A 22,145-nucleotide genomic window follows, 5' to 3' on the forward strand; every position below is an offset into this window, starting at 1 on the left:
CGGTCCTCACCACCGCGCTCTACCAGCGTTTCAATTCGCGCGGCCAGGCCGACTTCCAGGACCAGCTCCTGTCGGCGATGCGCTTTGAGTTCGGCGGGCATGTGGAAAAGGCAGGCGAAAAATGAGCGAATCCCATTCTGACGCACTGGTGTTGTTTGGCGCCACCGGCGACCTGGCCTTCAAGAAGATCTTCCCGGCGCTGCAGGCGATGGTGAAGCGCGGCAACCTCAATGTGCCCGTCATCGGTATGTCCAGGGCCGGCTGGGATCTCAATCAGTTCAAGGCGCACGCCCGCGCGAGTCTGGAGCAGCACGGCGGCGGGGTCGATGAGGCGGCGTTCGCGCAGCTCAGCGCCCAGCTCGGTTATGTCGATGGCGACTACCGTGACCCGGCGAGCTTTCAGGCGCTGCGCCAGGCGCTGGGCACGGCCCAACGACCGACCCATTATCTCGCGATCCCCCCCTCGGCCTTCCCGCTGGTGGTGGAGCAGTTGGCGGGGGCCGGCTGCACCGCTGAGGCCCGGGTGGTGGTCGAGAAGCCGTTCGGCCGCGATCTGGATTCGGCACGCGCGCTCAACCGCGTCCTGCACGGGACCTTTGATGAGCGGCGCATCTACCGCATCGACCATTTCCTCGGTAAGCGCTCGGTGCAGAACATGATCTTCTTCCGCTTCCAGAACACCTTCCTGGAGCCGATCTGGAACCGCAACTATGTCGAGAGCATCCAGATCACTATGGCCGAGGACTTCGGGGTCCAGGGGCGGGGCAGCTTTTATGAACAGGTCGGTACGGTGCGCGACGTCATCCAGAACCATCTGTTCCAGATCCTGGCCAACCTGGCCATGGAGCCGCCGATCAGGACCGACAGCGAATCGGTGCGCGACGAAAAGGTCAAGGTCCTGAAGGCCATCCCGACGCTAAGCACGGCTGATCTGCTGCGCGGTCAGTTCAGCGGTTACCGCGCCGAGCCCGGTGTGGCACCCGGCTCGCAGGTCGAGACCTTCGCCGCCCTGCGCCTCTATGTCGACTCCTGGCGCTGGCAGGGTGTCCCGTTCTATATCCGCGCCGGCAAGCTCCTGCCCGTGACCTGCACCGAGGTGGTGGTGCGTCTGCGCCGGCCGCCCAGCCTCTTTCCCTGCTGCGCGACGGCGCCCAACCATGTCCGCTTCCGGGTCGGCCCTGACCATGCCATCGGTCTGGGCGTCACCGTCATGGACCCCGAGGGCACGCAGGTCGGCCGTGCGGCTGAACTGCTCGCCAGCCGGCGGCCGACCGCGGGCGAGATGGGCGCCTATGAGCGGGTGCTGGGCGAGGCCATGGCGGGGGACGCCAGCCTGTTTGCCCGTCAGGACTATGTCGAGGAGGCGTGGCGCATCGTCGATCCGATGCTGAAGGCCGACAGTGAGATCCATGAATACGCGCCCAAGAGTTGGGGGCCCGAGTCGGCCGACGCCGCCTTGACGCCTCCCGGGGGTTGGCAGGATCCGGTGGTTGAGGGGTAGGGGAACTGGAGCGGCTCTATGCCATCCATCGCCTGACCTATCTCACCAGCGACCCGGACCAGTTGGTGCCGATCGACGCCGGCATCGCCGGCGAGCTGCAAGCGATTCTGCACGCCCGCGGTTTCTATGAGGGGCCGGTGACCGGCCAGTGCGACGCGGACCTGCTGCGTAACCTGCACGACTTCATGGGCTGGGAAAGCTACGACGCCCGCATCCGCGACGATGACCGGATCGACTTGGAGGTGCTGGGCGACATCCGCCGCAAGCACCAGCGCTGGCTGGCAGGGCAGGGTGGGGCCTTGATCCGTCCCCGCGGATGACCCGAGCCCCCGTCGGAGCGGCCCCCAGGCCGCGACGGGCACTGCGAACGCAGGTGCCTGGACGTGTTATCAGCGCCGTCGGCACCTGGATCAATCCCAATCACTGCCCCCGCCAAGGCCGTTGCGGCGAATCGCCCGCCACCTGACAACGCTGACAGCCCTGCCAGTTCTGTCAGGCTTAACCTGACAAGCCTGTCACTGCCTGCCGCTGCCCTGCCCCGGTGCGCCCGCCTCCTCTCCTTCGTCTCGCTAAGCCGGCCCGCACGTTACCTGCTGTTGGTCGCTGGCCGCTGGATGATGGCCCGTAATTTGCTGTACTCGCTTCAGTTTCGTTTTGCAGAGACTGGACGGTCTTCGCGCGACATCGCTCACGCCGAAACCGTCACCAAAGAGCAAGTGGTCGCGGCCCCGTTTCGAAAGGGGTCGAACGTCCCAGGTCCCCGGATCGCACATCCAGGGCAGTGAGACCGGATCAAGCGGGTGGCCCTCGGGGCTCACCCAATGCCGCCGGATGGGGTCACATGACGCCTCGCCCCGACGGGAATTGCCGGTCATCAGATGCTTCAATGCAGTCAAAGCAAGAGGGATATCGAATGAAGTTTCAACGCGTCATCGTTCCAAGACCGACGGTCATGGTGCTGGTGCTGGGGCTTGCGGTCATGTGGTCCGGCTCCGGCCAGGCTGCCACCTGCACCATCTCGCCCCAGACCCCGACCATCAAGCCCGGACAGAGTGTCACCTGGAGTTACGGCGCCACCGGATTCAGGCAGACCCCGAGCCGCCGCTGGACCTTTCAGGGCGGCAATCCAAGCTCGTACACCAGCGCCGGCCGTGCGGTGAGTTATGCCGGTGCGGGCACCTTCAACACCAGCCTGCGGCTCACCTCCGGCTCCACGGTCGCCAACTGTGCCACCACTGTCAAAGTGGGGGCCGCGGATACGCAGGCCCCGAGCAGCCCCGCCACCCTGACTGCCGCGGCCATCGGCACCGGGCAGATCAACCTGATCTGGGCCGCCGCCACCGACAATGTCGCCGTGACCGGTTACCGGGTGGAACGGTGTGCCGGTGCATCCTGTACCAATTTCTTACAGATCAACGCCCCGGTGGCGACCACCTACAGCGACACCGGCCTGGCCCCCAACACCTATCGGTACCAGGTCCGCGCCGTTGACGCCGCCGGCAACCTCGGCGGCTACTCGCCGATTGCGAGCGCCAGTGTTGGCGCCAGTGATACGGTGGCCCCCATCGTGTCGATCAGCACCAACGCACTGAGTCCCCTGACACCCCCGCAAACGGTCGCCATCACGGTCAACGCCAGCGACAACGTCGGCGTGACCCGGGTGGAGTTCTATGACGGGACCACGCTGAAGGCGACCGACACCGCCGCGCCCTATAGCTATGCCTGGTCAGTCACCAGCGCGAACGCCGGCACCCATTCATGGACTGCCAAAGCCTTTGACGCCGCCGGTAATGTCGGCAACTCCAACCTGCTGAGCCTGGTGGTCGTGGGCGCGGTGCCGAACGTCTCCATCAACTCCACGAGCACCGACTCCAACGGCCAGGTGACGGCCGCGGTCCCGACCCAGGCCCAGGTGATCGACAGCAACTATCGCGTCCTGGCGATCAACGATCTGGGGATGCACTGCGGGGATCTGGATACGCGCATCGCCAGCATCCTGCCGCCCTTCCAGGTGATGCTCGGGCAGGTCATCCAGAAGGGCACCGCCAGCAAGCCGGTGCTCAACCCGGCCGGGGTGACCTTGGCCTATTCTGCGGTCGCCAACCCGACGGACCCGATCTTGTCCCAGACCCAGCTTGCGGGACGCAAGTCCGATGGCAGCACCTACAAGACCAACTTCTGGGAGGGGATAAAGAACGGCGCCTATGACGCCTTCTACCCCGGCGGCCTGGGGCTCACCCCGCTGGCCACCGGCGGCTTCCCGACGACGGCCGACCGCGGTCTGCCGGTGGCCAACGTGGAGAACCTCTATACCGGTCCCGACGGCATCGTCGACAGCCCCGCCGGGCAGCCGGGCAGCCACGATGGTTTCCTCAGTGCCGTGCAGCATTCAATGCCGGGGGTCGATGCACCCTATGTGGCCAACACCCCTCAGCCGGTCGAAGAGTATTACCAGCATAAGCCCTTCTTTGTGAACTTCCCCTTCGGCTATGTGGCCCAGGGCATCAACTGGTATGAGGGTGCAGGCATCCCCGTGTCCGCTTTCGACGACTTCGGGCGCGAGAACCCCTTTCCGCTGGTGCGGGTCCAGGCCAAGAACGCCGCCGGTACCGTCCTGACCACCGTCGACACGGCACTGCCGATCTCCGGTGAGACCAGTTGTTCCAACTGTCACGCCGACCCCACGGACATCCAGGGCAGCCGCAGCAGCGCCCCCACCAATACCCTGCTCGATGCCGGCCTGCCGGTGGCCGCCCAGCGGGACGACCCGGATACCACCTTACCGGCCCGGGTCAGCATCGAATACGCGACCGACATCAATGTACTGCGTCTGCATGACCTGAAGCACGGGGCGGCCTATGTGAGCCCGGGCGGAGGGGCTGATACCTGTACCATCAGCGCCGATGCGCCCAACGGCAGTCCGAGCTGTCTGATCAACAAGGCATTGGTACAGAACAAGCCCGTGGTGTGCCAGGTCTGTCACTACACCCCGGCGCTCGATTTGGCCCAGGTCGAGCCCCAGTCAGGCGCCCCGGGGACCCCCGCGAACGGCCGCAACCAAGTCGCTCACAAGACCAATTCAAACGTGATGCATGGGCATCACGGGTCTCTGCCCGGCAACCTGTTTGAGGTCATGCCGGCCCCGGTCCAGGACGCTAACGGGGTCATCACCAACCAGGCCACGCGCCTCACGGCGTTGGAGAACAGTTGCTACCAGTGTCACCCCGGTAAGAACACCAAGTGTCTGCGCGGGGCCATGTTCAACGGCGGCATGCTGTGTTCTGACTGCCACGGCAGCATGACCCAGATCGGCAATGACTTCTCCCGCAACGTCTCCACGACCAACCCGGGCGCCTTCATCCTGGCCAAGGACTTCTATACCAACCCCGCCACCCCGCGCGTGCCTTGGGCCAATGAGCCCGGCTGCGGCTCCTGCCACACCGGCGATGCCGTCACCAACCTGACCGCGACCACCGGGGCCCTGGTCAACACCAAGGATAGCGCAGGCAACAAAGACGGGCTGCGGCTGCGCCAGGCCTTCAAGACGGGCGACGCCAAGGCCACGCCCATCGTGCCGGTCAACAAGCGCTTCGCCGAGCCGGTAGTACCCGCCGCCTTCAATGGCTTCGCCAACCCGGGTGCGGGCAATCCCCGGCTGTATCGGATGAGTACGGGGCATGGCGGGGTGATGTGCGAGGGCTGCCATGGTGCAACGCATGCGGAGTGGCCCAACGGCATCGCCGCGGCCAACGACAACGTGACGGCGAAGCAACTCCAGGGCCACACCGGTACCATCAACGAGTGCACCATCTGTCATACCACCAGCGCCTTGGCCGCCAATACCCTGGGCGGACCGCACGGGATGCACCTGGTGAACGACAGTCGCTTCTGGTCGTCGGCCCACAAGAGCCTGGCCAAAACGGAAAACGCCAAGGCCGGCGGTGGCTCCTGCGGCGCCTGCCACGGTGCCGATCACTTGGGCACTGTGCTCTCGCGCGCCCCGGTGACTCGCACCTGGCTGGTGGAGAACAGCAACCGCACGGTGGCCGCCGGTCAGATGGTCGCTTGCGACACCTGTCACGGCCTGAACGAGAGCTTCGGCAAATAGCGTCCCGGCGCAGGGACGCGCTTCCCCCGATCATTGGCCCCGCCCGCGCCTGCGGGCGGGGCCTTTTTCTTGGCGCGGCGCACGGCCTGCCGCGCCGTCAATCCAGGCCGTGTAACCGAATCTTGCGATAGAGTGTGCGCTCGCTGATCCCAAGTTCCTGGGCGGCGGCGCGGCGGTTGCCAAGGTGGCGTCGCAGCACCGTCTCCAACTGCTTCGCCTCACAGTCTTCCCGGGGCGATTCGGTCAGGCTGCGCAGGGCCGCGACCGCCCGACACTGCCCAGGCATACAGGGCTGCACCGCGTGCGCGCCGGCGTCCGGCAATGCGACCAGGGGCGCACGCGGCAGTGCGGCGTCGATCTGCCGGGCGCCGATCCGGCCCTGCTCCGCGGTGGCCGCCGCGGCCCATAGAATGTTGCGCAATTCTCGCACGTTACCGGGGAAGTCATAAGCGCACAGGACCTCCAGCGCCGCGGGCTCCAAGCGGTATGCCCGCCCGGCGGCGCGGCCGATGCGGCCCAACAGTTCCTCGGCTAGTGGCGGGATGTCGGTCCGGCGCTGCGTGAGGGACGGCAATGTGAGCGTGAGACAGGCGATGCGGTAATACAGATCCTGGCGGAACCAGGGTGCCCCGCGAAGTTCCCGATTGGTGGCGCAGACCACCCGCACATCGGCCCGGTGGACGCGGGTTCCGCCGACCCGCCGGAACTCACCGCTCTCCAGCACGCGCAGCAACTTGGCCTGGAGCGGCATGGGCATCTCACCGATCTCGTCGATGAAGAGCGTGCCGCCATCGGCCTGCTCGAAGAGCCCGCGGTGCTCACCCGCACTGCCGGTGAAGGCGCCCCGCTCATGCCCGAAGACCTCACTCTCGAACAGGTCGCCGGTCAGGGTGGTGCAGTCCAGGACCTGGAAGGGGCCCGCTTGCCGGTTCGACAAACTGTGGATGTGCGCCGCTGCCAGTTCCTTGCCGGTCCCGGTCGGTCCCTGGAGCAGGACCGGGGCGAGCGACTGCGCGGCGGTCCGAATTCCCGCTAACACCTGCCGAAAGGCTGGTGAGTTGCCGATCATGGGCATCCCGCCCGCCTCGGTCGCGACCTGTGCATCCCGGTGCACCGCATCGAGCTGGATCAATTCACCCACCAAGGTCTGGCCGCCGGCGGTGCGGATCGGGTAGGCCGGGATGCGCGCCAAATGCTCGCGGCCCTCGCTGTCGCGATAGGCGTGAGTCACTGACTCGCTATTTTCTCCCGCGAATACCCGCGCGAAGGGACAGTTCCCGCCCTGCGGCGCGCAGGGGCAGGGTCGGACATCCGGTGGAACCACTTGATAACAGGGCCGTCCCACGGCCGACGCCCGCGTGACCCGATAAACAGCCTCGAAGGCACGGTTAACCACCACCACCTGAAACGCGCGGTCGATGATAACGAAGGGCTGATCGTGGATGTCGACCAGCGATTGAAGCTCGATTTGCTGCTTGCTAATGGTCGGCGGCATGGCTGTTGGTCAGGCAATGGTGCGAGTGCGCCGACGATCCCGCCAGTGTGCGGTACCGGTTGATCCGAGTCGCTGAACTCTCGATATCAGCGCACATAACCTATCCACAACCGAGCGAGCAGCGTGGGAACTCGAGTATATTCCATTTTTTATATAAGGCGACTACTCGCGCCAAAGGGCGAAGCTCGCTTGCCCGCCGCCCCAACCGTGGCTTAGGATTGAGCCCATCTCCGGGCACGGCTGGTTGAATTTCCTCTCCGTTATCCGTTGCAATGCCAAGACATTCGCCGTAACTTGGCGCACTTCGATCGATTCGTTGGAGATCAATGGCTGATGGGCTGGACAACTGTCAACATCCCGTCGCAAAGCGGACGGCTCGCCGTCGTCACCGGAGCAACTGGCGGGCTCGGTTACGAGACGGCACTCGCGCTGGCGGCGGCGGGCGCCGAGGTCGTACTGGCGGGCCGCAACGATATCAAGGGCGCGAACGCCCTGGCACGCCTGCGGGCCACCCACCCTGGCCCAACAGCGCGTTTCGAGCGGCTCGACCTGGCCTCGCTCGTCTCGGTCGCCGCCTTTGCGCAGACGATGCTCGCCGCGGGGCGGGGTATCGACCTGCTCGTTAACAATGCCGGGGTCATGGCACCGCCCGAACGGCAATTGACGGTCGACGGCTTCGAGCTGCAGTTCGCCACCAACTATCTCGGCCATTTTGCCCTGACGGCCCGGCTACTACCGCTGCTGCGGCGCGTCCCCGGCGCGCGCGTGGTCAACGTCAGCAGCCTGGCTGCGAGCTTGGATTCGATCGATCTTACCGATCTGCAGTCGCAACGATCCTATGTCCCATTCCAGACCTATGGCATGACCAAGCTGGCGCTGGTGATGTCGGCCTTGGAATTGCAGCGCCGCAGCGAGGCGGCAGGCTGGGGCATCGATGCCATGGCGGCCCATCCGGGCTATGCCCGTACTGACATTATCGGTAACGGACCAGCCTCACGCGGCTTACGCGGGGCGCTATGGCGGATCGCGAAGCCGTTCCTACTTCCGCTCAGCCCGGCCGCCGGGCTAGCCGCATTGCCGATCGTCTTCGCCGCGACGTCGCCGGATGCGCAAGGCGGCGGGTTTTATGGGCCGACGGGCTGGCACGAGCTCAAGGGCCCACCCGGAACGGCCAAGATGCCGGCCCAGGCGCTGGACAGCTCAGTCGCGGCCGGTCTATGGGAGACATCGGAACGACTGGCCGGGGTGAGGTTCGCGTGATGAGCGTCGTGGCTGGCGCGATCGGCGGCGCCCGTCTTGCGGAAGAACACCGGCAGGCGACCGAACGATGGAGAAACGACCAGAGCCGGTACAATCGCGACAACCGGTCGCGGCTGTCGCCGACGCCATAGGACGTTTTTCAGCCAGTCCAGTTCCATCGTCAGTCGCCCGATCTCGCGTTAGGGCTGGTCGGGCTCGCCCCGCTCGTCCTGTTGCGTGCGCCCACGCTTGGTGTCAAACAGCGTCCCGGCCTGCTCCAAGATCGCCTTCTTCCCGTGCCCCACCTAGGGCGGATGGCCCCCATGATCCTGACCGATCTCGTTCGCCGTCATGACCCCGCGGATCGCCCCGAGACCGACCTTGGCCTTGAACAGCGCCGTATACGTATTGCGCTTCGCTTCATCCCCTCTTGACCTGACCCTCTTGGTCCGGCGCGGGCATAAATTGCTGTCCGGTGTTCGGCGTCCACTTTAGGGTGCCGCCTCAGTCATCGAGCCTTGACCGGCGCCTTTACCGGGGCTCAGGATTGAGCCCATATCGGGGTCTGGGCTGGTTGAGTTTCCTCTCTGTTCAGGGCAAGATCTCGCCGGACGTCAACGGCTGTTTTCCCACGGCGAGACGACCAGCCTCTGGGTGCGAACGGTGCTCGTCGTGAACATGTGCGCCGACCTGGACGTGGAGCGACTTACCTGGGAGTCCTGCATGAACAGGCATCCGGTGCATACCAAGCTGGTCGCACACCCGCGGCTTTTCTTCAACGACCTGGGGCACCTGCTCGGTATCGTCCCGGCAAAATGATCACTTACAAGGCAGAAGGGGCGGACCATGGCTGAATTTTTTTCAAGCGGGCACAGCATCGACTTGGTCCTGTTCCTGATTGGCCTGGAGGCGATCGGTCTCATGGTGCTGTGGCGGATGGGCCGGTGCCCCGTGCCGCCGCTCGCGACCCTGCTGATCCTCGCCCCCGGCAGCTGTCTGTTGGTGGCCGCGCGCGCGGCCCTCACTGGCGCCGCCTGGGGTTGGGTCTCATTCTTTCTCCTGGTTGCGCTCGCCATCCACCTGGTCGATCTGCGGCAACGGTGGCAACATTGGAATCGCCTGGGCTCGGCCGAAGGTTTGCGAGGCAAGTAGTTTTCTAGGCCGCCGGTGTCGCCGCGCCTCGCTCTCCGGATGGGGGCTGGCAGGACGCTGTAAAGCAAGCCGCAGGTTGATTCTCGGCTGCTGAACTGGACCGTCCCGGCCAGTGCGCGGTCAGCCACCGGATGACGTTGCGCTCAGCGCCTGCTCGAAACGGTCCTTGGTCCAACTCATCATGTCTGCTGTCGCGACTCCTTCGGCGGTCTAGGCACTTCTGCCGATTCGCCGCCCCCGCGGTTCACGGATACTGCGCCCCTGCCGGTTGCGTTTTCTCTCAGGCACTCGATAATGGCTGGAAATAGGCGCGCCGGCGCCAACCTGACGTCAACGCTTGTCGCACCACCTGTCCATGCCCTGACGGAGATAGCCCATGAAGTTGTCCAGTCTCTCGGTTGCCGTGCTTGGTTGTCTGTTCCTGACCGGTGCCGTGCAGGCCCAGGAGTCGACCGGCACACTCAAGAAGATCACGCAGACCAATTCGATCACGCTGGGCCATCGGGAATCCTCGATCCCGTTCTCCTATTACGACGACCAGCAACGGGTCATCGGTTATTCGCAGGAGATTGCCCTGAAGATCGTGGACGCAATCAAGCGCGATCTCAAGCTACCTGACCTGGCGGTCAAACTCAATCCGGTCACGTCGCAGAACCGCATCCCGCTGATCCAGAACGGCACCGTGGACCTGGAATGCGGATCGACCAGCAACACGGTGGAACGCCAGCAACAGGTGGCCTTTTCCAACAGCATCTTTGTAGTGGGCACCCGACTTCTGACCCGCAAGGATTCCGGTATCAGTGACTTTGCCGACCTGGCCGGCAAGACGGTCGTGACCACCGCGGGCACCACCTCCGAGCGGCTGATCCGCAAGCTGAATGAAGAGAAAAAGATGAACCTGCGGATCGTCTCCGCCAAGGATCACGGTGAGTCCTTCCTGATGTTGGAAACCGGGCGCGCGGTCGCCTTCATGATGGACGATGCCCTGCTCTATGGTGAAATGGCCAAGGCCAAGCGCCCCGGCGACTGGACGGTGGTTGGAACGCCACAGTCATTCGAGGCCTATGGCTGTGTGTTGCGCAAGGATGACCCGGAGTTCAAGAAATTGGTGGATTCTACCATCGCGGAGCTGGAGACCAGCGGTGAAGTGTTGAAGATGTATGACAAGTGGTTGCGGAATCCGATTCCGCCAAAGGGTCTGAACCTGAACTTCCCGCCGTCGCCGGAACTGATCAAGCTGTATGGCAATCCCAACGATCAGGCGCTATGAGTTACAGTTGGCATTGGGGTGTGTTCCTGAGCCCGACCCCGTCGGGCGACGCGACCTATCTCGGTTGGCTGCTCCAGGGACTGGAGTGGACACTGCTGCTGTCACTTGGTGCCTGGGTCATCGCCTTGCTCCTGGGTTCACTGCTCGGGGTGTTACGCACGGTGCCCAACCGCTGGCTGTCGGGCCTTGCCGCGGCCTATGTCGAGGCGTTCCGCAACGTCCCGCTACTGGTGCAGTTGTTCAGTTGGTATTTCGTCTTGCCGGAGTTGCTGCCGCGCGCCTTGGGCGATGCCATCAAGCAGTCTGACCCGCTGACTCAGCAGTTTGTGGCGGCCCTGCTGTGTCTGGGTTGCTTCACCGCGGCACGGGTCTGTGAGCAGGTCCGCTCCGGCCTCAACTCACTGCCGCGGGGCCAGAAGAACGCCGGGTTGGCCATGGGCCTGACCCTGCCCCAGACCTATCGCTATGTCCTGCTGCCACCGGCGATGCGTATCATCCTGCCACCGCTGACCTCTGAATTCCTTAACGTATTCAAGAATTCGGCAGTCGCCTCTACCATCGGGCTGATCGAGTTATCGCGACAGAGTCAACAGCTGGTGGATTATACCGCGCAGGCGTATGAGGCATTCATCGCCGTCACCCTCCTGTATGTGCTCATCAATGTGCTGGTGATGCTCGGTATGCGCGCAGTGGAACACCGCACCCGCTTACCCGGCCATAGCGGGGCACGTGATGTATGAATTCGACTTCAGTTCGATCCCGGGCGCCCTGCCGATTCTTGGTGCCGGCCTGCTGGTCACGCTCAAGCTCACCGGCGTCGCGATCGTGGTTGGTATCGTCTGGGGTACCCTGCTCGCGTTGGCGCGGCTGTCGGGTAACCGCCTCTTGGGCACAATGGCGGCTGGCTACGTGAATTTGTTCCGGGCGGTGCCGCTGGTGATGGTGATCCTGTGGTTTTATCTGATCGTGCCGACCCTGCTCAAGGACTGGGCCGGTCTGGGGCAGGGGACCGATATCCGCATGGCATCCGCGTTGGTTGCGTTCGCGCTGTTCGAGTCGGCCTATTATGCTGAAATCATCCGTGCCGGTGTGCGGAGCGTCCCCCAGGGTCAGGTGAACGCGGCTCGCGCACTCGGCATGACCTATACCCAGACGATGCGCCTGGTGGTGCTGCCGCAGGCGTTGCGCAATATGCTGCCGCTGCTCCTGACCCAGGCGATTATTCTGTTTCAGGATACCTCGCTCGTGTATGTGATCGGCCTGGCTGACTTTTTTGGTGCGGCCTACAAGGTGGGGGATCGTGACGGACGCCTGGTGGAGTTGTTGCTGTTTGCCGGGGCGGTCTATTTCGTGCTCTGTTTCGGCGCCTCCTTACTGGTCCGCCGGCTACAGAAGAGGATTGCGGTATGAGCATGATTGCCATCGACCAAGTCTCAAAATGGTATGGTACCTTCCAGGTCTTGACCGACTGCACCACCCATGTGAATAAAGGCGAGGTGGTGGTCGTCTGCGGCCCTTCGGGCTCCGGCAAGAGTACGCTGATCCGCTGTGTCAATGCGCTGGAGGCGATCCAGCAGGGTACGATAGTGGTCAACGGGATGGCGCTCACCGACCCCAAGACTAATCTGTCAAGACTGCGCTCGCATGTTGGTATGGTCTTCCAGAACTTCGAGCTGTTTCCGCATATGAGCGTCACCGACAACCTGACCATCGGCCAGATCAAGGTGCTCGGCCGCCCCCCGGACGAGGCCGTGGCCCGGGGGCTCAAGATGCTGGAGCGGGTCGGTCTCAAGGCGCAGGCGGGCAAGTACCCGGGGGCGCTGTCCGGGGGGCAGCAACAGCGGGTGGCGATTGCGCGTGCGCTGGCGATGGACCCGATCTGTATGTTGTTCGATGAGCCGACCTCGGCGCTGGACCCGGAGATGGTCAATGAGGTGCTCGACGTGATGGTCGAACTGGCGACCGAGGGCATGACCATGATGTGCGTCACCCACGAGATGGGTTTTGCGCGCAAGGTCGCCGATCGGGTGATCTTCATGGACCAGGGTCGGATCATTGAGGATGCCGCCAAGGAGGACTTTTTTGGCACCCCGCGCTCCGAGCGGGCGCAGCTGTTCCTGTCCAAGATCCTAAAGCACTGAGGGCGTCATTGGACACGCTGCCGCCGGGCAATCAGGGCCGCGCCTGGCGGGCAAGTTGGCCGGAACTCACGGTGCTGGTCCTGGGCCTGCTGCTCAGTCTTGCGACCTATTGGCTGACCGCGGCGTTGGAGGCCCAGCGGCGGGCGGCAGACATCGAAGATCGGGTGGCGGTGTACGCGCAGGTGCTGGGCGGGAAGCTGCAACAGATCATCAGCGATGTTGAGGTGCTTGCCCAGTTTTATGGTGCTACGACCGCGGTGACGGCCGATGAATTTACCCATTTCACCCGCCCGTTACTGCAACGGCATCCGGGGCTTAGTGCACTGGAATGGGTACCGCGGGTGCCTGAGCGTGAGCGGGCGGCCTTCGAGACCCAGGCGCGGCTGGACGGATTGGCGCAGTTCTCCATCCGCGAAGGGGTACGGGGCGACCTGCACGAGGCCGGAGTGCGTCCCGAGTATTTTCCCGTCTATCGGGTCGAGCCGCTGGCCGGGAATGGCGCGGCGCTGGGCTTTGACCTGGGGTCTGAACCACTGCGCCGGGCGGCCTTGGAGCGGGCGCGCGGCACCGGGCATCCGGTAACTACTGCGCCCGTGACCCTGGTCCAGGAGACCGGCAAGCAGCGTGGCCTGGTGATCTTCGCGTCCCCGGCCGTCGGAGACCTTGGCGCAGACGATCGCCTGCAAGGGTTCGCGGTGGGCGTGTTGCGCCTGGGGGACCTCGTGGAGAAGGCACTCGCTCCACTCCCACCGCATGTGCTCGATCTAGTCCTGCGCGACGCCGACCTGCCGGGAGACGCCGGACTGCTGCATGTCCATCCCTCCCGCCGACGCGGGTCTGAGTCGACCCTGGACCTGGGCGCCGTTGCCGACGATCCCCGCGGCCGGGAGGTCCGCCTCACGGTGGCCGCGCGCACCCTGGTGCTGCGGGGCGTGCCCGCCCCGGGGACCGAACCCAAGTCGCCGTTGCCACTCGCCTTACTCGGTCTGGGACTGACCGTCAGCGTCGTGCTCACGGTGCTGATTCGCCACCGGCGCATGGCGGCGGCACGGCTGCACGCGAGCGAACTGCGTTACCGCGACCTGTTCGAGTACGTGGGGCACGGCATCGCCTACTGCCGGATGCTCTATGTGGATGGGCTGCCTGCGGACTTCCTGTATCTCGCGGTCAATCCCGCATTTGGCCGTTTGACCGGACTCCATCACGTGGTGGGGCAGCGCATCAGCGAGCTCATCCCCGACCTAAGCCAGAGAAACCCGGAGCTATTCGAGATTTATGGCCGGGTCGCCCAGGGTGGGGAGGCCGAGTGCTTTGAGATCCGCCTTGAGCCCTTAGATATCTGGTTCTCGGTATCCGTGTACAGTCCGGCGCCGGACCATTTCGTTGCGCTGTTCGACAACATCAATCCCCGCAAACGGGCCGAGGCGGCACTCGCGGCCGAGCGGGCGAACCTGGAAGGGCGGGTCGCGGCGCGCACCGACGAGTTGCACACCGCGGCGCAAGCGCTGCGGATCCTCACCGAACGCTTGCAATTGGCCGCCGAGGCCGGGGGCATCGGGGTCTGGGAATTGGACCTGGGCAATGATCGGGTCTACTGGGACGAGCAGGTCTATCGCCTGTATGGGCGCGCGCCGGAGGGCGGCGCCCCGACCTTCGCCGACTGGATGGCGGGGGTCCATCCCACGGATCGGCCCGCCCTGCGCAGCGCCTTCGAGGCGATTCTGGCGGGCCAACAAACGGCCTTCCGTACCAGCTTCCGGACCTATTGGCCGGACGGTACGGCTCACGCAATCGTGACCTCCGGCCGGGTGATTCGCGATACGAATGGGGTGGCCCAACGCCTGATCGGGGTCAACTGGGACATCACTGCTGAGCGCCAGACCCAATTGGCCTTGGAGGCGAGCGAGGCGAAAGCCAGGGCTTTGATCGATGCCTCGCCGGTGCCCGTGGCCCTGGCCCATGAGCCGGGCGCGACCACGTACGTCAACGCCGCCTTTACCGAGACCTTCGGCTATACGCTCACAGATATTCCCAGCTGGACCGACTGGTGGCGCAAGGCCACGCCCGACCCGGCCTATCGTTACTGGGTGCAGACCAGACGCAGGGCACGCCTGGCGACGGTGCGGCGCGACGGCGGGCGCTTCGAGCCATTAGAGGTCACGGTTCGCTGCAAGGACGGCAGCACCCGTACGGTGATGGCGCGCACCACGCTACTGGGGGGCGAGGAGCGGCTCAACACCCTCTATGACATCACGGATCTCAAGCGGGCGCGGGAGCAGGCCGAAGCGGCGGCGCGCGGCAAGGCCGAGTTCCTGGCCCACATGAGCCACGAGATTCGCACCCCGATGAATGGCATCATCGGTCTGTCTGAACTGGCCCTGCTGCAACCCCTGGACCCACGCACGCGCGACTATCTGGAGAAGCTCAATCAGTCCGGCCGCAGCCTGCTCGGGATTCTCAACGACATCCTCGACCACTCCCAGATCGAGGCCGGGCGCCTGCGCCTGGCCATCGCCCCCTTCGACCTGGACGCGCTGCTCGCCACCCTGCGCGCCTTGTTCGCCGATGTCGCCGCGGCCAAGGGACTTGAGTGCACGATCACCGCCGCCCCGGATGTGCCCCGGCAGTTGTTGGGGGACGCCCTGCGGCTGCAACAGGTGCTCTCCAACCTGCTGGGCAACGCCATCAAGTTCACCGCCCGCGGCCAGGTCAGCCTGCGGGTCAGCTGCCAGGGGCTTGCGGGGGGGGCGGCGCGACTGCGCGTCACGGTGCAGGATACCGGGATCGGGATGGACGAGGCCATACTCGAGCGGCTGTTCGAGCCCTTCATGCAGGGCGACAGCTCGATTGCCCGGCGGTTTGGGGGCTCGGGTTTGGGCCTGAGCATCAGCCGCAACCTGGTGCAGCTGATGGATGGGCAACTGAGGCTGCGCAGTTCCCCGGGCCTGGGGAGCACCTTCACCATCGACTTGGGCCTAGGTCTGGCGGGGACTGTGCCCTTGGCCGCGCCAGCGCCGGCCCCCATGCGTGCTCCGATGCTGGCGGGCGCGCGCATTCTGGTGGCGGAGGACCAGCCCATCAGCCGGCAGGTGATCGGCGACCTGCTGCGACGGTTGGGGATCGAGGTGACCCTGGCGAGCCATGGACGCGACGCCCTGGAGCGTCTGGCGCAGGCGCCGTACGATGCGGTGCTGATGGACATTCAGATGCCCGAAATGGACGGCCTGACGGCCACCCGACTGATACGGAAAAACCCGGACTGGGCGGACCTGCCGGTGATCGCCCTGACCGCCGGGGTGACCGACCAGGAGCGCGGCCGGATAACGGCGTGCGGCATGACTGACCTGCTGCCCAAACCGGTGACTCTGGACTCGGTTACCGCCATGCTGGGGCGTTGGATCGCCGCGCCAGCGCTGCCGCAGCACCCGGGCGCCGCGGCGCTCCTCCCCGGACCGGCCGGCCCGCCCCAACCACCCGCCGCCGCGCCCGGGCAGCGACTGGCGATCCCCGGCTTTGACCTGCGCTGCCTCTTGCAGACCTATGGTGACCCGGGTGCGGTGATTGAACTCCTGCGCCGATTCGCCGAGACCATCCGGGACGATGCCCAGGAGATCGCCGCGGCCCTGGCCGCGGGCGATGCCGCGCAGGCAGCACAGCGTGTCCACCGGCTCAAGGGGACTGCCGCCAATCTCTGGGCCATTGAACTCACTGCGGCCACCGCGCGGCTGGAGGCCGAGCTCCAGGCGGGGCGTGACCCCACCCCCGCCTTGGACGTCGTGCGCGAGATCCATGCCCAGACCTTGGATCGGATCGCGGCGCTTTCACTGCCGCTCGCCGCCGCCGGGGCATTGCCGGAGACGGTTGATGGCGCCGCCGTGCGGCACCTGCTGAGTGAGCTACAGTCCCGGCTGGACAAGGGCCTGGTCGTCCCCCGCGACCTGGTGTCCGCCCTGGGGGCGGCGCTGCCCGCACGCGACCAGGGCCTCCATCAGGAGCTGCAACGTCATCTCGGGGCGTTCGATTACCCGGCCGCCGGCCTAGTTTTGGAGCGGTTCCTGTCGATCCTCCCTTCCACCCGTCTCAACTGATCATCGATCAGTCGTTGAGGCTGGTGCGCAGTTCGTTCATGAAGGCATCGGCTGACTTGAGGGTGACCAGCCCCCTGCGTGGATATTCAAAATCCATTATGAAATAAATCGTTGCCGAGATCAGGGCGGCGAAGATCAGCATATACACCAGGCTTGGGCGCTTGGCGGACGCTTGGGCGTGGCCGGCCAGGAACCCGGCGACGACCGAGAGGCCGAGCAGGAAGGCGATGACGGCCGGCTGGACATGGATGCGGGAGGCCGCAATGCGGCTGGTGCTCAGATCGAAACTGTCGTTGAGTGGCGGCAACAGCAGGCTGGCGACCTGCGGACGACCGTCGCGATTGACGGAGGCGACGCACTCGCGCCAGATTTGGTTCTGGAGGACTTGGAGGTCAGCTGCAATCACGGCGACGGCGCCAGGGTCCCCGCTATTGGCGGCCGCCTTCTGTAGGTCGTCGACATAGCGTTTGAAGAGACTCCGGATCGCCGGTTGGTCGGCGGCGGGCAGCAGGTCAAGGCGCATCCAGGCCGTTCCCAGGGCGTTGACCTGCTCAATGATCAGGTCCCGGCGATGCTGCAAGCGTGCATCCGCCCCACTGAAGGTAAAGGCAAGCAACAGCCCGAGCAGGGCAAACGCGGCCCCTTCGACGGCGCCGGCCCCGACCGTCGCGTCCTCGCCGGAGCGTTCCAGCCGCCACTTGCCGAGTGCGCGCCCCGCATATTGGGCGAGGAGTAGGGCGAAGAACAGGCCGACGGCGAGCAGTGCGGACAGGACCAGTTGGTTCATGGCAGAAGCTCCGGTGTGATGGCGGGGGTTAGGCGTGCCTTGGTGAGTGAGTCGCGAGAGTTTACCCTGTGGACCGGGGCGCTATGGGCTTTAATCCCAGACGTCGATCAACATTGTGATCATTGGCGGGTGTATGTCGCCCGTCAGCGCGACCCAGCCGGCCACTGGGAGCATCGCACCCAAGTCACGGCCTGGTCTATCCACAGTACGCGACGCCGCAGTCGCTGTCGAAACTCCGAATCGAAAAGGGTTGGGCGAGGAGTTGCTTGCGGGAGATGCGTGGGAATGATCCGGTAAGATTCAGGCTGAAGCCCGCTCCAAGCAGTTCAGCAAGGTGGCGAACAAGGCCTCCGGCTCGATCGGTTTGGCAATAAAGTCGTTCATCCCGGCCTGGATGCAGAGCGCCTTGTCCTCGGCAAAAGCATTGGCGGTCAAGGCGATGATCGGAAGCGCAGCGCCCTGTGCCAATGCCCGGATGCGCCGGGTGGCCTCCAAACCATCCAGGTTGGGCATCTGCATGTCCATCAGGATCAGGTCATAGTGGTTGCGGCTTGCCAACTCTACGGCTTGCGCCCCATCCTCGGCCATCTCGGCCACCATCCCCAGGTCGCTGAGCAGTGCCGCGGTCACCTCACGGTTGATGGGTTCGTCTTCGGCCAACAGGATCCGTCGGCCGCGGTAATTGCGTGCCAGTAAGGCCTCGGCCGCATTACCGGGCAAGGCGGTCAGGGTGTCGGCCCTGGGTGCTGCCTTCTTGAGTCGCGCCGTAAACCAGAAGGTGCTGCCGATACCGAGTGTTGTGACCACCCCGGCGTCCCCCTCCATCAGGTGGGCCAGCTTCTTGGTGATGGCCAGCCCCAGGCCGGTGCCGCCATACTTGCGGGTGATCGAGGTGTCGCCTTGCTCGAAGGCTGAAAACAGCCTGGGTACACGCTCGGGGTCAATCCCAATACCCTGGTCCTGCACTTCCAGGCGTACCAGCACGCTATCGCCGCAGTCCTCAATGGCGCGCGCGCAGCGTGATCGTGGTGGCTGCCGCCTCGGTGAACTTGATGGCGTTGCCGGCGTAATTGAGCAGGGCTTGCTGGAGTCGGGTGGCATCCCCCAGCAGCGGATGGGGCAGCGGTTGGGTGTCGACGGTGAGCGTGAGCCCCTTGGCGCGTGCGCGCTCGAACAGGAGTGAGGCGACATTGGCCACGAGGCCCCCGACGTTGAGCTCGGTCTCGTCGAGGGCGAACTTGCCGGCCTCGATCTTTGACAGATCCAGGACCGCGTTGATGATGTCGAGCAGGTGGTGGCCGGCGGCGTCAATCTTGTCGAGCCGATCTGCTTGTTGGGGCGTGACCCCGGAGCGCTTGAGCAGGTGGGCCATGCCGGTGATGGCATTGAGCGGAGTGCGGATCTCATGCGACATGTTGGCCAGGAAGGCGCTCTTGGCGACATTGGCCGTTTCGGCGGCTTCCTTGGCGATGACAAGCTCACGAGTGCGCTCGTCGACCAGGTCTTGCAGATGTTGGCGGTAGCGCTCCAATTCCGCGGCCGCCGTGCGGAAATGCTGTTCACTCTCGCGCAGCGCGTTTTCCACCACCAGCCGCTCCAATTCGCCCGCGGCGCGGATGGCCACCAGTTTCAGGATGGATTCAGCGAGTACTCGGTTCTTCAGCGGCGCCCTGCCGATTAATGCGATCAGGCCGATCGGCGCTCCGGAGTGGCTCCAGAGGGTCGTGCCGATGTAGCTCTCCGCTTGCAGTTTCCGGAGCACCTCATTGTGCGGGAATGACTGGCGCACCTGCTCGGGGAAACAGCAGATCATCCGGCCCACGGCGGCGCCGCAGGGCGTGTCCTTCAGGGCATAGGGCTCATTCTCCGCAAACTGGCCATCGCACCAGATGGCCAGGGTGCTGGCATTCAATCCATCCCCTTCGAGCTGATCGATGCACACATAGAACATGTCCAGGCGCTCGGCGAGGAAGCGCACCAATGCGTGAAAAAAAGACTGATCCGTGACCGTTGAACTGGTTTGGGCCAGGAAGGCTTGCACCTCCTCGGCCTGCTTGCGCTCGGTGATGTCGTTGCCGATGCCCACCATGGCAATTGGCTGGCCGGCCTCGTCCTTGACCAGGGTGGTGCGTAAATCGAGCAAAAGGGAGGACCCGTCGGGCCGAAAGTTGACCACCGTCCCGTTCCAGGACCCCTGCGTCAGCGTGGCGTCGACGATTTCCTGTTGGGTCGCATCGGCTTGGGGGTCTTCGCCATAGGCCGAGACATGCTGGCCGATGATGGCTTCGGCAGACGAATGAAGCGCCGCTGTTTCCGCCCGGTTGACATAGGTCACGGTACCGCCCAGGTCGGTGATGGCCACATGATCCTGAATCTGATCCAGCACGAGCGCCTGCAGTCGCAGCTGATCCTCGTGGCTCTTGCGCTGCGTGATGTCATCGAAAATCGTGACAAAGTGTTCGGGCTTGGGGCAGAAGACCTGAATCGAAAACCACTGTTGGAGGGTCTTGACGTGGGTTTCGAAACGTTCCGGCTTGCCCCCGGCCGCGACGCGCCCATAGACCTCGAACAGTCGCGGATCGGATTCCCGGATACCGGGAATGACCGCGGTGATCCGCTGGCCGCAGATGTTTCCCAACCCGGTTTGTGTGTGGAAGGCCGGGTTGGTGTAAAGATGGATATAGTCGGCGGGAACGCCATCCTCGAACAGCATCCGGCACAAGGACACCCCATTGGGCATGAGGTCGAGGATGGTGGCGCCAATGCCGCCCGCCAAATTTCCGGCGTCATCGACCAGGGATGACGCGTCTGGCGCCATGCTGGGTCTGTTGCCTTCAGGATTTGACATGCACCGCCTCCGAATCGTCCTGTTTGTCGCCGCGCCACCTGCGGGCGATCCTAACCCAAAACCCGGCCGACGGTGATCAGCAAAAAGTGCTATTTCGAGCGCCGGCTCGTCGCGTCGGCCGCCTGGCGTGCTGCCGCTACCGCCCCGGTCCGGCCCGATCGACCCACCCACCGCGGCAACCAAGGGTGCGCGTGGGTGCCGCCAGGATCAGTTCGCCCAGGGCCGAGCGATCGTCGATCGCCCCCTTGAGCCCGATGCGCAGTTCGGTGATCAGGCCGTCCGGATCACACTCCAGCCGCACCCGCTCCCCGCTGCCCGGACCGAAGGCGCGATCGAAGGCGGCCCGTACCTCCTTGGCCCGGAGCCGTTTGCCGATGTTGGACTCGAACAGCCGCTGCACCTCGGAGCCGTTGAGTTGCTGCAGTAGTGCGATGGCCTGGCGGAAATAGGTCTCGGCATCGGTGCCATAGCAGGTCCCATGCTTGGTCCACTCGTGGCGATCCAGATCCGAGCGGGTGCCCGGCATGACCTGCCGCAGCGCGGCGCGCGTGGCCGGGGTCAGGTCCGCGTTGGGCAGTTGTTTCCAATCGCCCGACTCCGCGGCCGCGCGCGCGGCCGGCGCGACGGCGCAGTAGGCGCGCCCGATGGGTTGGGGCCAGAGTCCGTGGAGCGAGAAGGCCAGGGCATCCGCGCGGTCCGGGGTTTGGCCCTGGCATTCCGGGCGGCGCGCGTGCGTTTCGCAGAAGGCCGGCTGCCAGCTCGCGGCGAGGACATACTGTGCGTCCATCCCGCCGCTCGTGCGTGTGGCGGGCGCGGCTGGCGCGGCGGGCACCGCAGACGGCGGCTGGGATTCGGCCGCGACGGGCGCAGCAAAGTGGCCGCAGGCGATCTCCACCCACCGATCCTTGGGCCGCGCCGACTCGATACGCAGTTGATAATGGGTCGGCTGCGCCTTATTGCGGGCGACGATCCGATAGCCCTCACCGGGTACCAGACGAATCTGCCCCGGGTTCTCCTGATGCTTGGTCGAGATGCCCGCCAGACAGTCGTGTTCCGCGATCAGGCTGCCCGCGAACGGCTCCGCCGCAAGCGCCAGGGGCCACAGACACGCAGCCAAGGGGATCAAACGGCGAGACAGGTGCATTCGGTGGTCCTCGGTGTTGCCCTGTGCGGGCGTGGCGGGGGATGATCGCCGGTGAGGGCGAGCGCTCGGGCATCATACCGAGCGCGGCCTGGATCGGAAATGCACGCTGGTCAACGGTGGGCTGCGCACCGATTGGGCCTGCGTCTTTCAGATTCCGTTCAACCAACGCCGAGGTGACACCATGGACCAGCAGGAACAAAAACTGATTTCAGACCTCATGATCAAACTGAAGGAGGCCGAGCAACGCTCGGGACCCCGCGATCGGGACGCGGAGGAGCTGATTGCCGACGCCCTGTTGCGGCAGCCGGCCGCGCCCTATTACATGGCGCAGGTGATCCTGGTCCAGGACCACGCGATCCAGGCGCAGTATCA

At 65.0% G+C, this 22,145-nt stretch carries 17 protein-coding genes and 1 pseudogene; 12 read left to right on the forward strand and 6 right to left on the reverse strand.

Translation table 11 applies throughout. The features are described from left to right. The first annotated feature begins 121 nt into the window (after positions 1-121). The 3 genes from zwf to QZY44_RS25965 all read left to right on the forward strand — a co-directional run bounded on the left by zwf (position 122) and on the right by QZY44_RS25965 (position 5,609). Entirely contained in the window at positions 122-1,501 is a 1,380-nt protein-coding gene (gene zwf, locus QZY44_RS25955; RefSeq protein WP_295454979.1) for a glucose-6-phosphate dehydrogenase, read from the forward strand. Between the two features lie 62 nt (positions 1,502-1,563). Further along, positions 1,564-1,821: a putative peptidoglycan binding domain-containing protein gene (locus QZY44_RS25960; protein WP_295454980.1), complete on the forward strand. Its 258-nt coding sequence runs from the start codon at positions 1,564-1,566 to the stop codon at positions 1,819-1,821. A 593-nt stretch (positions 1,822-2,414) separates the two neighbouring features. Further along, positions 2,415-5,609 (forward strand): Ig-like domain-containing protein, encoded by a 3,195-nt coding sequence (locus tag QZY44_RS25965; RefSeq protein ID WP_295454981.1) that lies wholly within the window; start codon positions 2,415-2,417, stop codon positions 5,607-5,609. A 97-nt stretch (positions 5,610-5,706) separates the two neighbouring features. On the opposite strand, the gene QZY44_RS25970 is transcribed toward QZY44_RS25965, so the two are convergent. After that, positions 5,707-7,104, reverse strand: coding sequence for a sigma 54-interacting transcriptional regulator (locus QZY44_RS25970; protein ID WP_295454982.1), 1,398 nt, complete (start codon positions 7,102-7,104; stop codon positions 5,707-5,709). 333 nt (positions 7,105-7,437) lie between these two features. On the opposite strand from QZY44_RS25970, the gene QZY44_RS25975 reads away from it, so the two are divergent. Continuing rightward, the gene (locus QZY44_RS25975; protein WP_295454983.1) at positions 7,438-8,364 is read left to right on the forward strand and encodes an SDR family oxidoreductase; all 927 of its coding nucleotides are present in this window, start codon (positions 7,438-7,440) and stop codon (positions 8,362-8,364) included. A 182-nt stretch (positions 8,365-8,546) separates the two neighbouring features. On the opposite strand, the pseudogene QZY44_RS25980 reads toward QZY44_RS25975, so the two are convergent. Beyond that, positions 8,547-8,738: pseudogene (locus tag QZY44_RS25980) on the reverse strand (IS3 family transposase); the annotation flags it as partial. 277 nt (positions 8,739-9,015) lie between these two features. Between QZY44_RS25980 and QZY44_RS25985 the strand changes: the two are divergent. From QZY44_RS25985 to QZY44_RS26015, 7 genes are all read left to right on the forward strand, one after another. Further along, positions 9,016-9,162: a hypothetical protein gene (locus QZY44_RS25985; protein ID WP_295454984.1), complete on the forward strand. Its 147-nt coding sequence runs from the start codon at positions 9,016-9,018 to the stop codon at positions 9,160-9,162. A gap of 27 nt (positions 9,163-9,189) precedes the next feature. Continuing rightward, entirely contained in the window at positions 9,190-9,495 is a 306-nt protein-coding gene (locus QZY44_RS25990) for a hypothetical protein (RefSeq protein ID WP_295454986.1), read from the forward strand. 376 nt (positions 9,496-9,871) lie between these two features. After that, positions 9,872-10,765, forward strand: a complete 894-nt coding sequence (locus QZY44_RS25995; protein ID WP_295454989.1) for a glutamate/aspartate ABC transporter substrate-binding protein — start codon at positions 9,872-9,874, stop codon at positions 10,763-10,765. Beyond that, a complete protein-coding gene (locus tag QZY44_RS26000) occupies positions 10,762-11,505 on the forward strand; it encodes an amino acid ABC transporter permease (protein ID WP_295454991.1) in 744 nt (247 codons plus the stop codon). The genes QZY44_RS25995 and QZY44_RS26000 overlap by 4 nt, the downstream gene beginning before the upstream one ends. Then, complete coding sequence (locus QZY44_RS26005) at positions 11,498-12,175, forward strand: ABC transporter permease subunit (RefSeq protein WP_295454993.1); 678 nt, start codon at positions 11,498-11,500, stop codon at positions 12,173-12,175. Before QZY44_RS26000 ends, QZY44_RS26005 begins: the two co-directional genes overlap by 8 nt. 2 nt (positions 12,176-12,177) lie before the next feature. Then, positions 12,178-12,906: an amino acid ABC transporter ATP-binding protein gene (locus QZY44_RS26010; RefSeq protein ID WP_295455001.1), complete on the forward strand. Its 729-nt coding sequence runs from the start codon at positions 12,178-12,180 to the stop codon at positions 12,904-12,906. A gap of 8 nt (positions 12,907-12,914) precedes the next feature. Further along, positions 12,915-16,994 carry a CHASE domain-containing protein gene (locus QZY44_RS26015; RefSeq protein ID WP_295454995.1) on the forward strand — a complete coding sequence of 1,360 codons (4,080 nt, stop codon included), beginning with the start codon at positions 12,915-12,917 and terminating at the stop codon, positions 16,992-16,994. A gap of 7 nt (positions 16,995-17,001) precedes the next feature. On the opposite strand, the gene QZY44_RS26020 is transcribed toward QZY44_RS26015, so the two are convergent. The 4 genes from QZY44_RS26020 to QZY44_RS26035 form a co-directional block, all read right to left on the reverse strand. Beyond that, on the reverse strand, positions 17,002-17,781 hold the full coding sequence (locus tag QZY44_RS26020) for a DUF4239 domain-containing protein (protein ID WP_295454997.1): 780 nt from the start codon (positions 17,779-17,781) through the stop codon (positions 17,002-17,004). 300 nt (positions 17,782-18,081) lie between these two features. Next, complete coding sequence (locus tag QZY44_RS26025; RefSeq protein ID WP_295454998.1) at positions 18,082-18,765, reverse strand: response regulator; 684 nt, start codon at positions 18,763-18,765, stop codon at positions 18,082-18,084. 16 nt (positions 18,766-18,781) lie between these two features. Next, complete coding sequence (locus tag QZY44_RS26030) at positions 18,782-20,629, reverse strand: PAS domain-containing hybrid sensor histidine kinase/response regulator (RefSeq protein ID WP_295454999.1); 1,848 nt, start codon at positions 20,627-20,629, stop codon at positions 18,782-18,784. 136 nt (positions 20,630-20,765) lie between these two features. Continuing rightward, a complete protein-coding gene (locus tag QZY44_RS26035; RefSeq protein ID WP_295455000.1) occupies positions 20,766-21,773 on the reverse strand; it encodes a ribonuclease T2 in 1,008 nt (335 codons plus the stop codon). Between the two features lie 181 nt (positions 21,774-21,954). Here QZY44_RS26035 and QZY44_RS35950 point away from each other — a divergent pair. After that, a partial coding sequence (locus QZY44_RS35950; protein WP_365305297.1) for a DUF2076 family protein occupies positions 21,955-22,145 on the forward strand: 191 nt, incomplete at its 3' end.

It is taken from the genome of uncultured Thiodictyon sp., assembly GCA_903837595.1.
Taxonomy (GTDB): Bacteria; Pseudomonadota; Gammaproteobacteria; order Chromatiales; family Chromatiaceae; genus Thiodictyon.

Bases quoted from the DNA above. Each gene is read 5' to 3' on its own strand.
- zwf (WP_295454979.1), top strand. From the start codon at position 122: ATGAGCGAATCCCATTCTGACGCACTGGTGTTGTTTGGCGCCACCGGC.
- QZY44_RS25965 (WP_295454981.1), top strand. From the start codon at position 2,415: ATGAAGTTTCAACGCGTCATCGTTCCAAGACCGACGGTCATGGTGCTG.
- QZY44_RS25970 (WP_295454982.1), bottom strand. From the start codon at position 7,104: ATGCCGCCGACCATTAGCAAGCAGCAAATCGAGCTTCAATCGCTGGTC.
- QZY44_RS25975 (WP_295454983.1), top strand. From the start codon at position 7,438: ATGGGCTGGACAACTGTCAACATCCCGTCGCAAAGCGGACGGCTCGCC.
- QZY44_RS25990 (WP_295454986.1), top strand. From the start codon at position 9,190: ATGGCTGAATTTTTTTCAAGCGGGCACAGCATCGACTTGGTCCTGTTC.
- QZY44_RS25995 (WP_295454989.1), top strand. From the start codon at position 9,872: ATGAAGTTGTCCAGTCTCTCGGTTGCCGTGCTTGGTTGTCTGTTCCTG.
- QZY44_RS26000 (WP_295454991.1), top strand. From the start codon at position 10,762: ATGAGTTACAGTTGGCATTGGGGTGTGTTCCTGAGCCCGACCCCGTCG.
- QZY44_RS26005 (WP_295454993.1), top strand. From the start codon at position 11,498: ATGTATGAATTCGACTTCAGTTCGATCCCGGGCGCCCTGCCGATTCTT.
- QZY44_RS26010 (WP_295455001.1), top strand. From the start codon at position 12,178: ATGATTGCCATCGACCAAGTCTCAAAATGGTATGGTACCTTCCAGGTC.
- QZY44_RS26020 (WP_295454997.1), bottom strand. From the start codon at position 17,781: ATGAACCAACTGGTCCTGTCCGCACTGCTCGCCGTCGGCCTGTTCTTC.
- QZY44_RS26030 (WP_295454999.1), bottom strand. From the start codon at position 20,629: ATGTCAAATCCTGAAGGCAACAGACCCAGCATGGCGCCAGACGCGTCA.
- QZY44_RS26035 (WP_295455000.1), bottom strand. From the start codon at position 21,773: ATGCACCTGTCTCGCCGTTTGATCCCCTTGGCTGCGTGTCTGTGGCCC.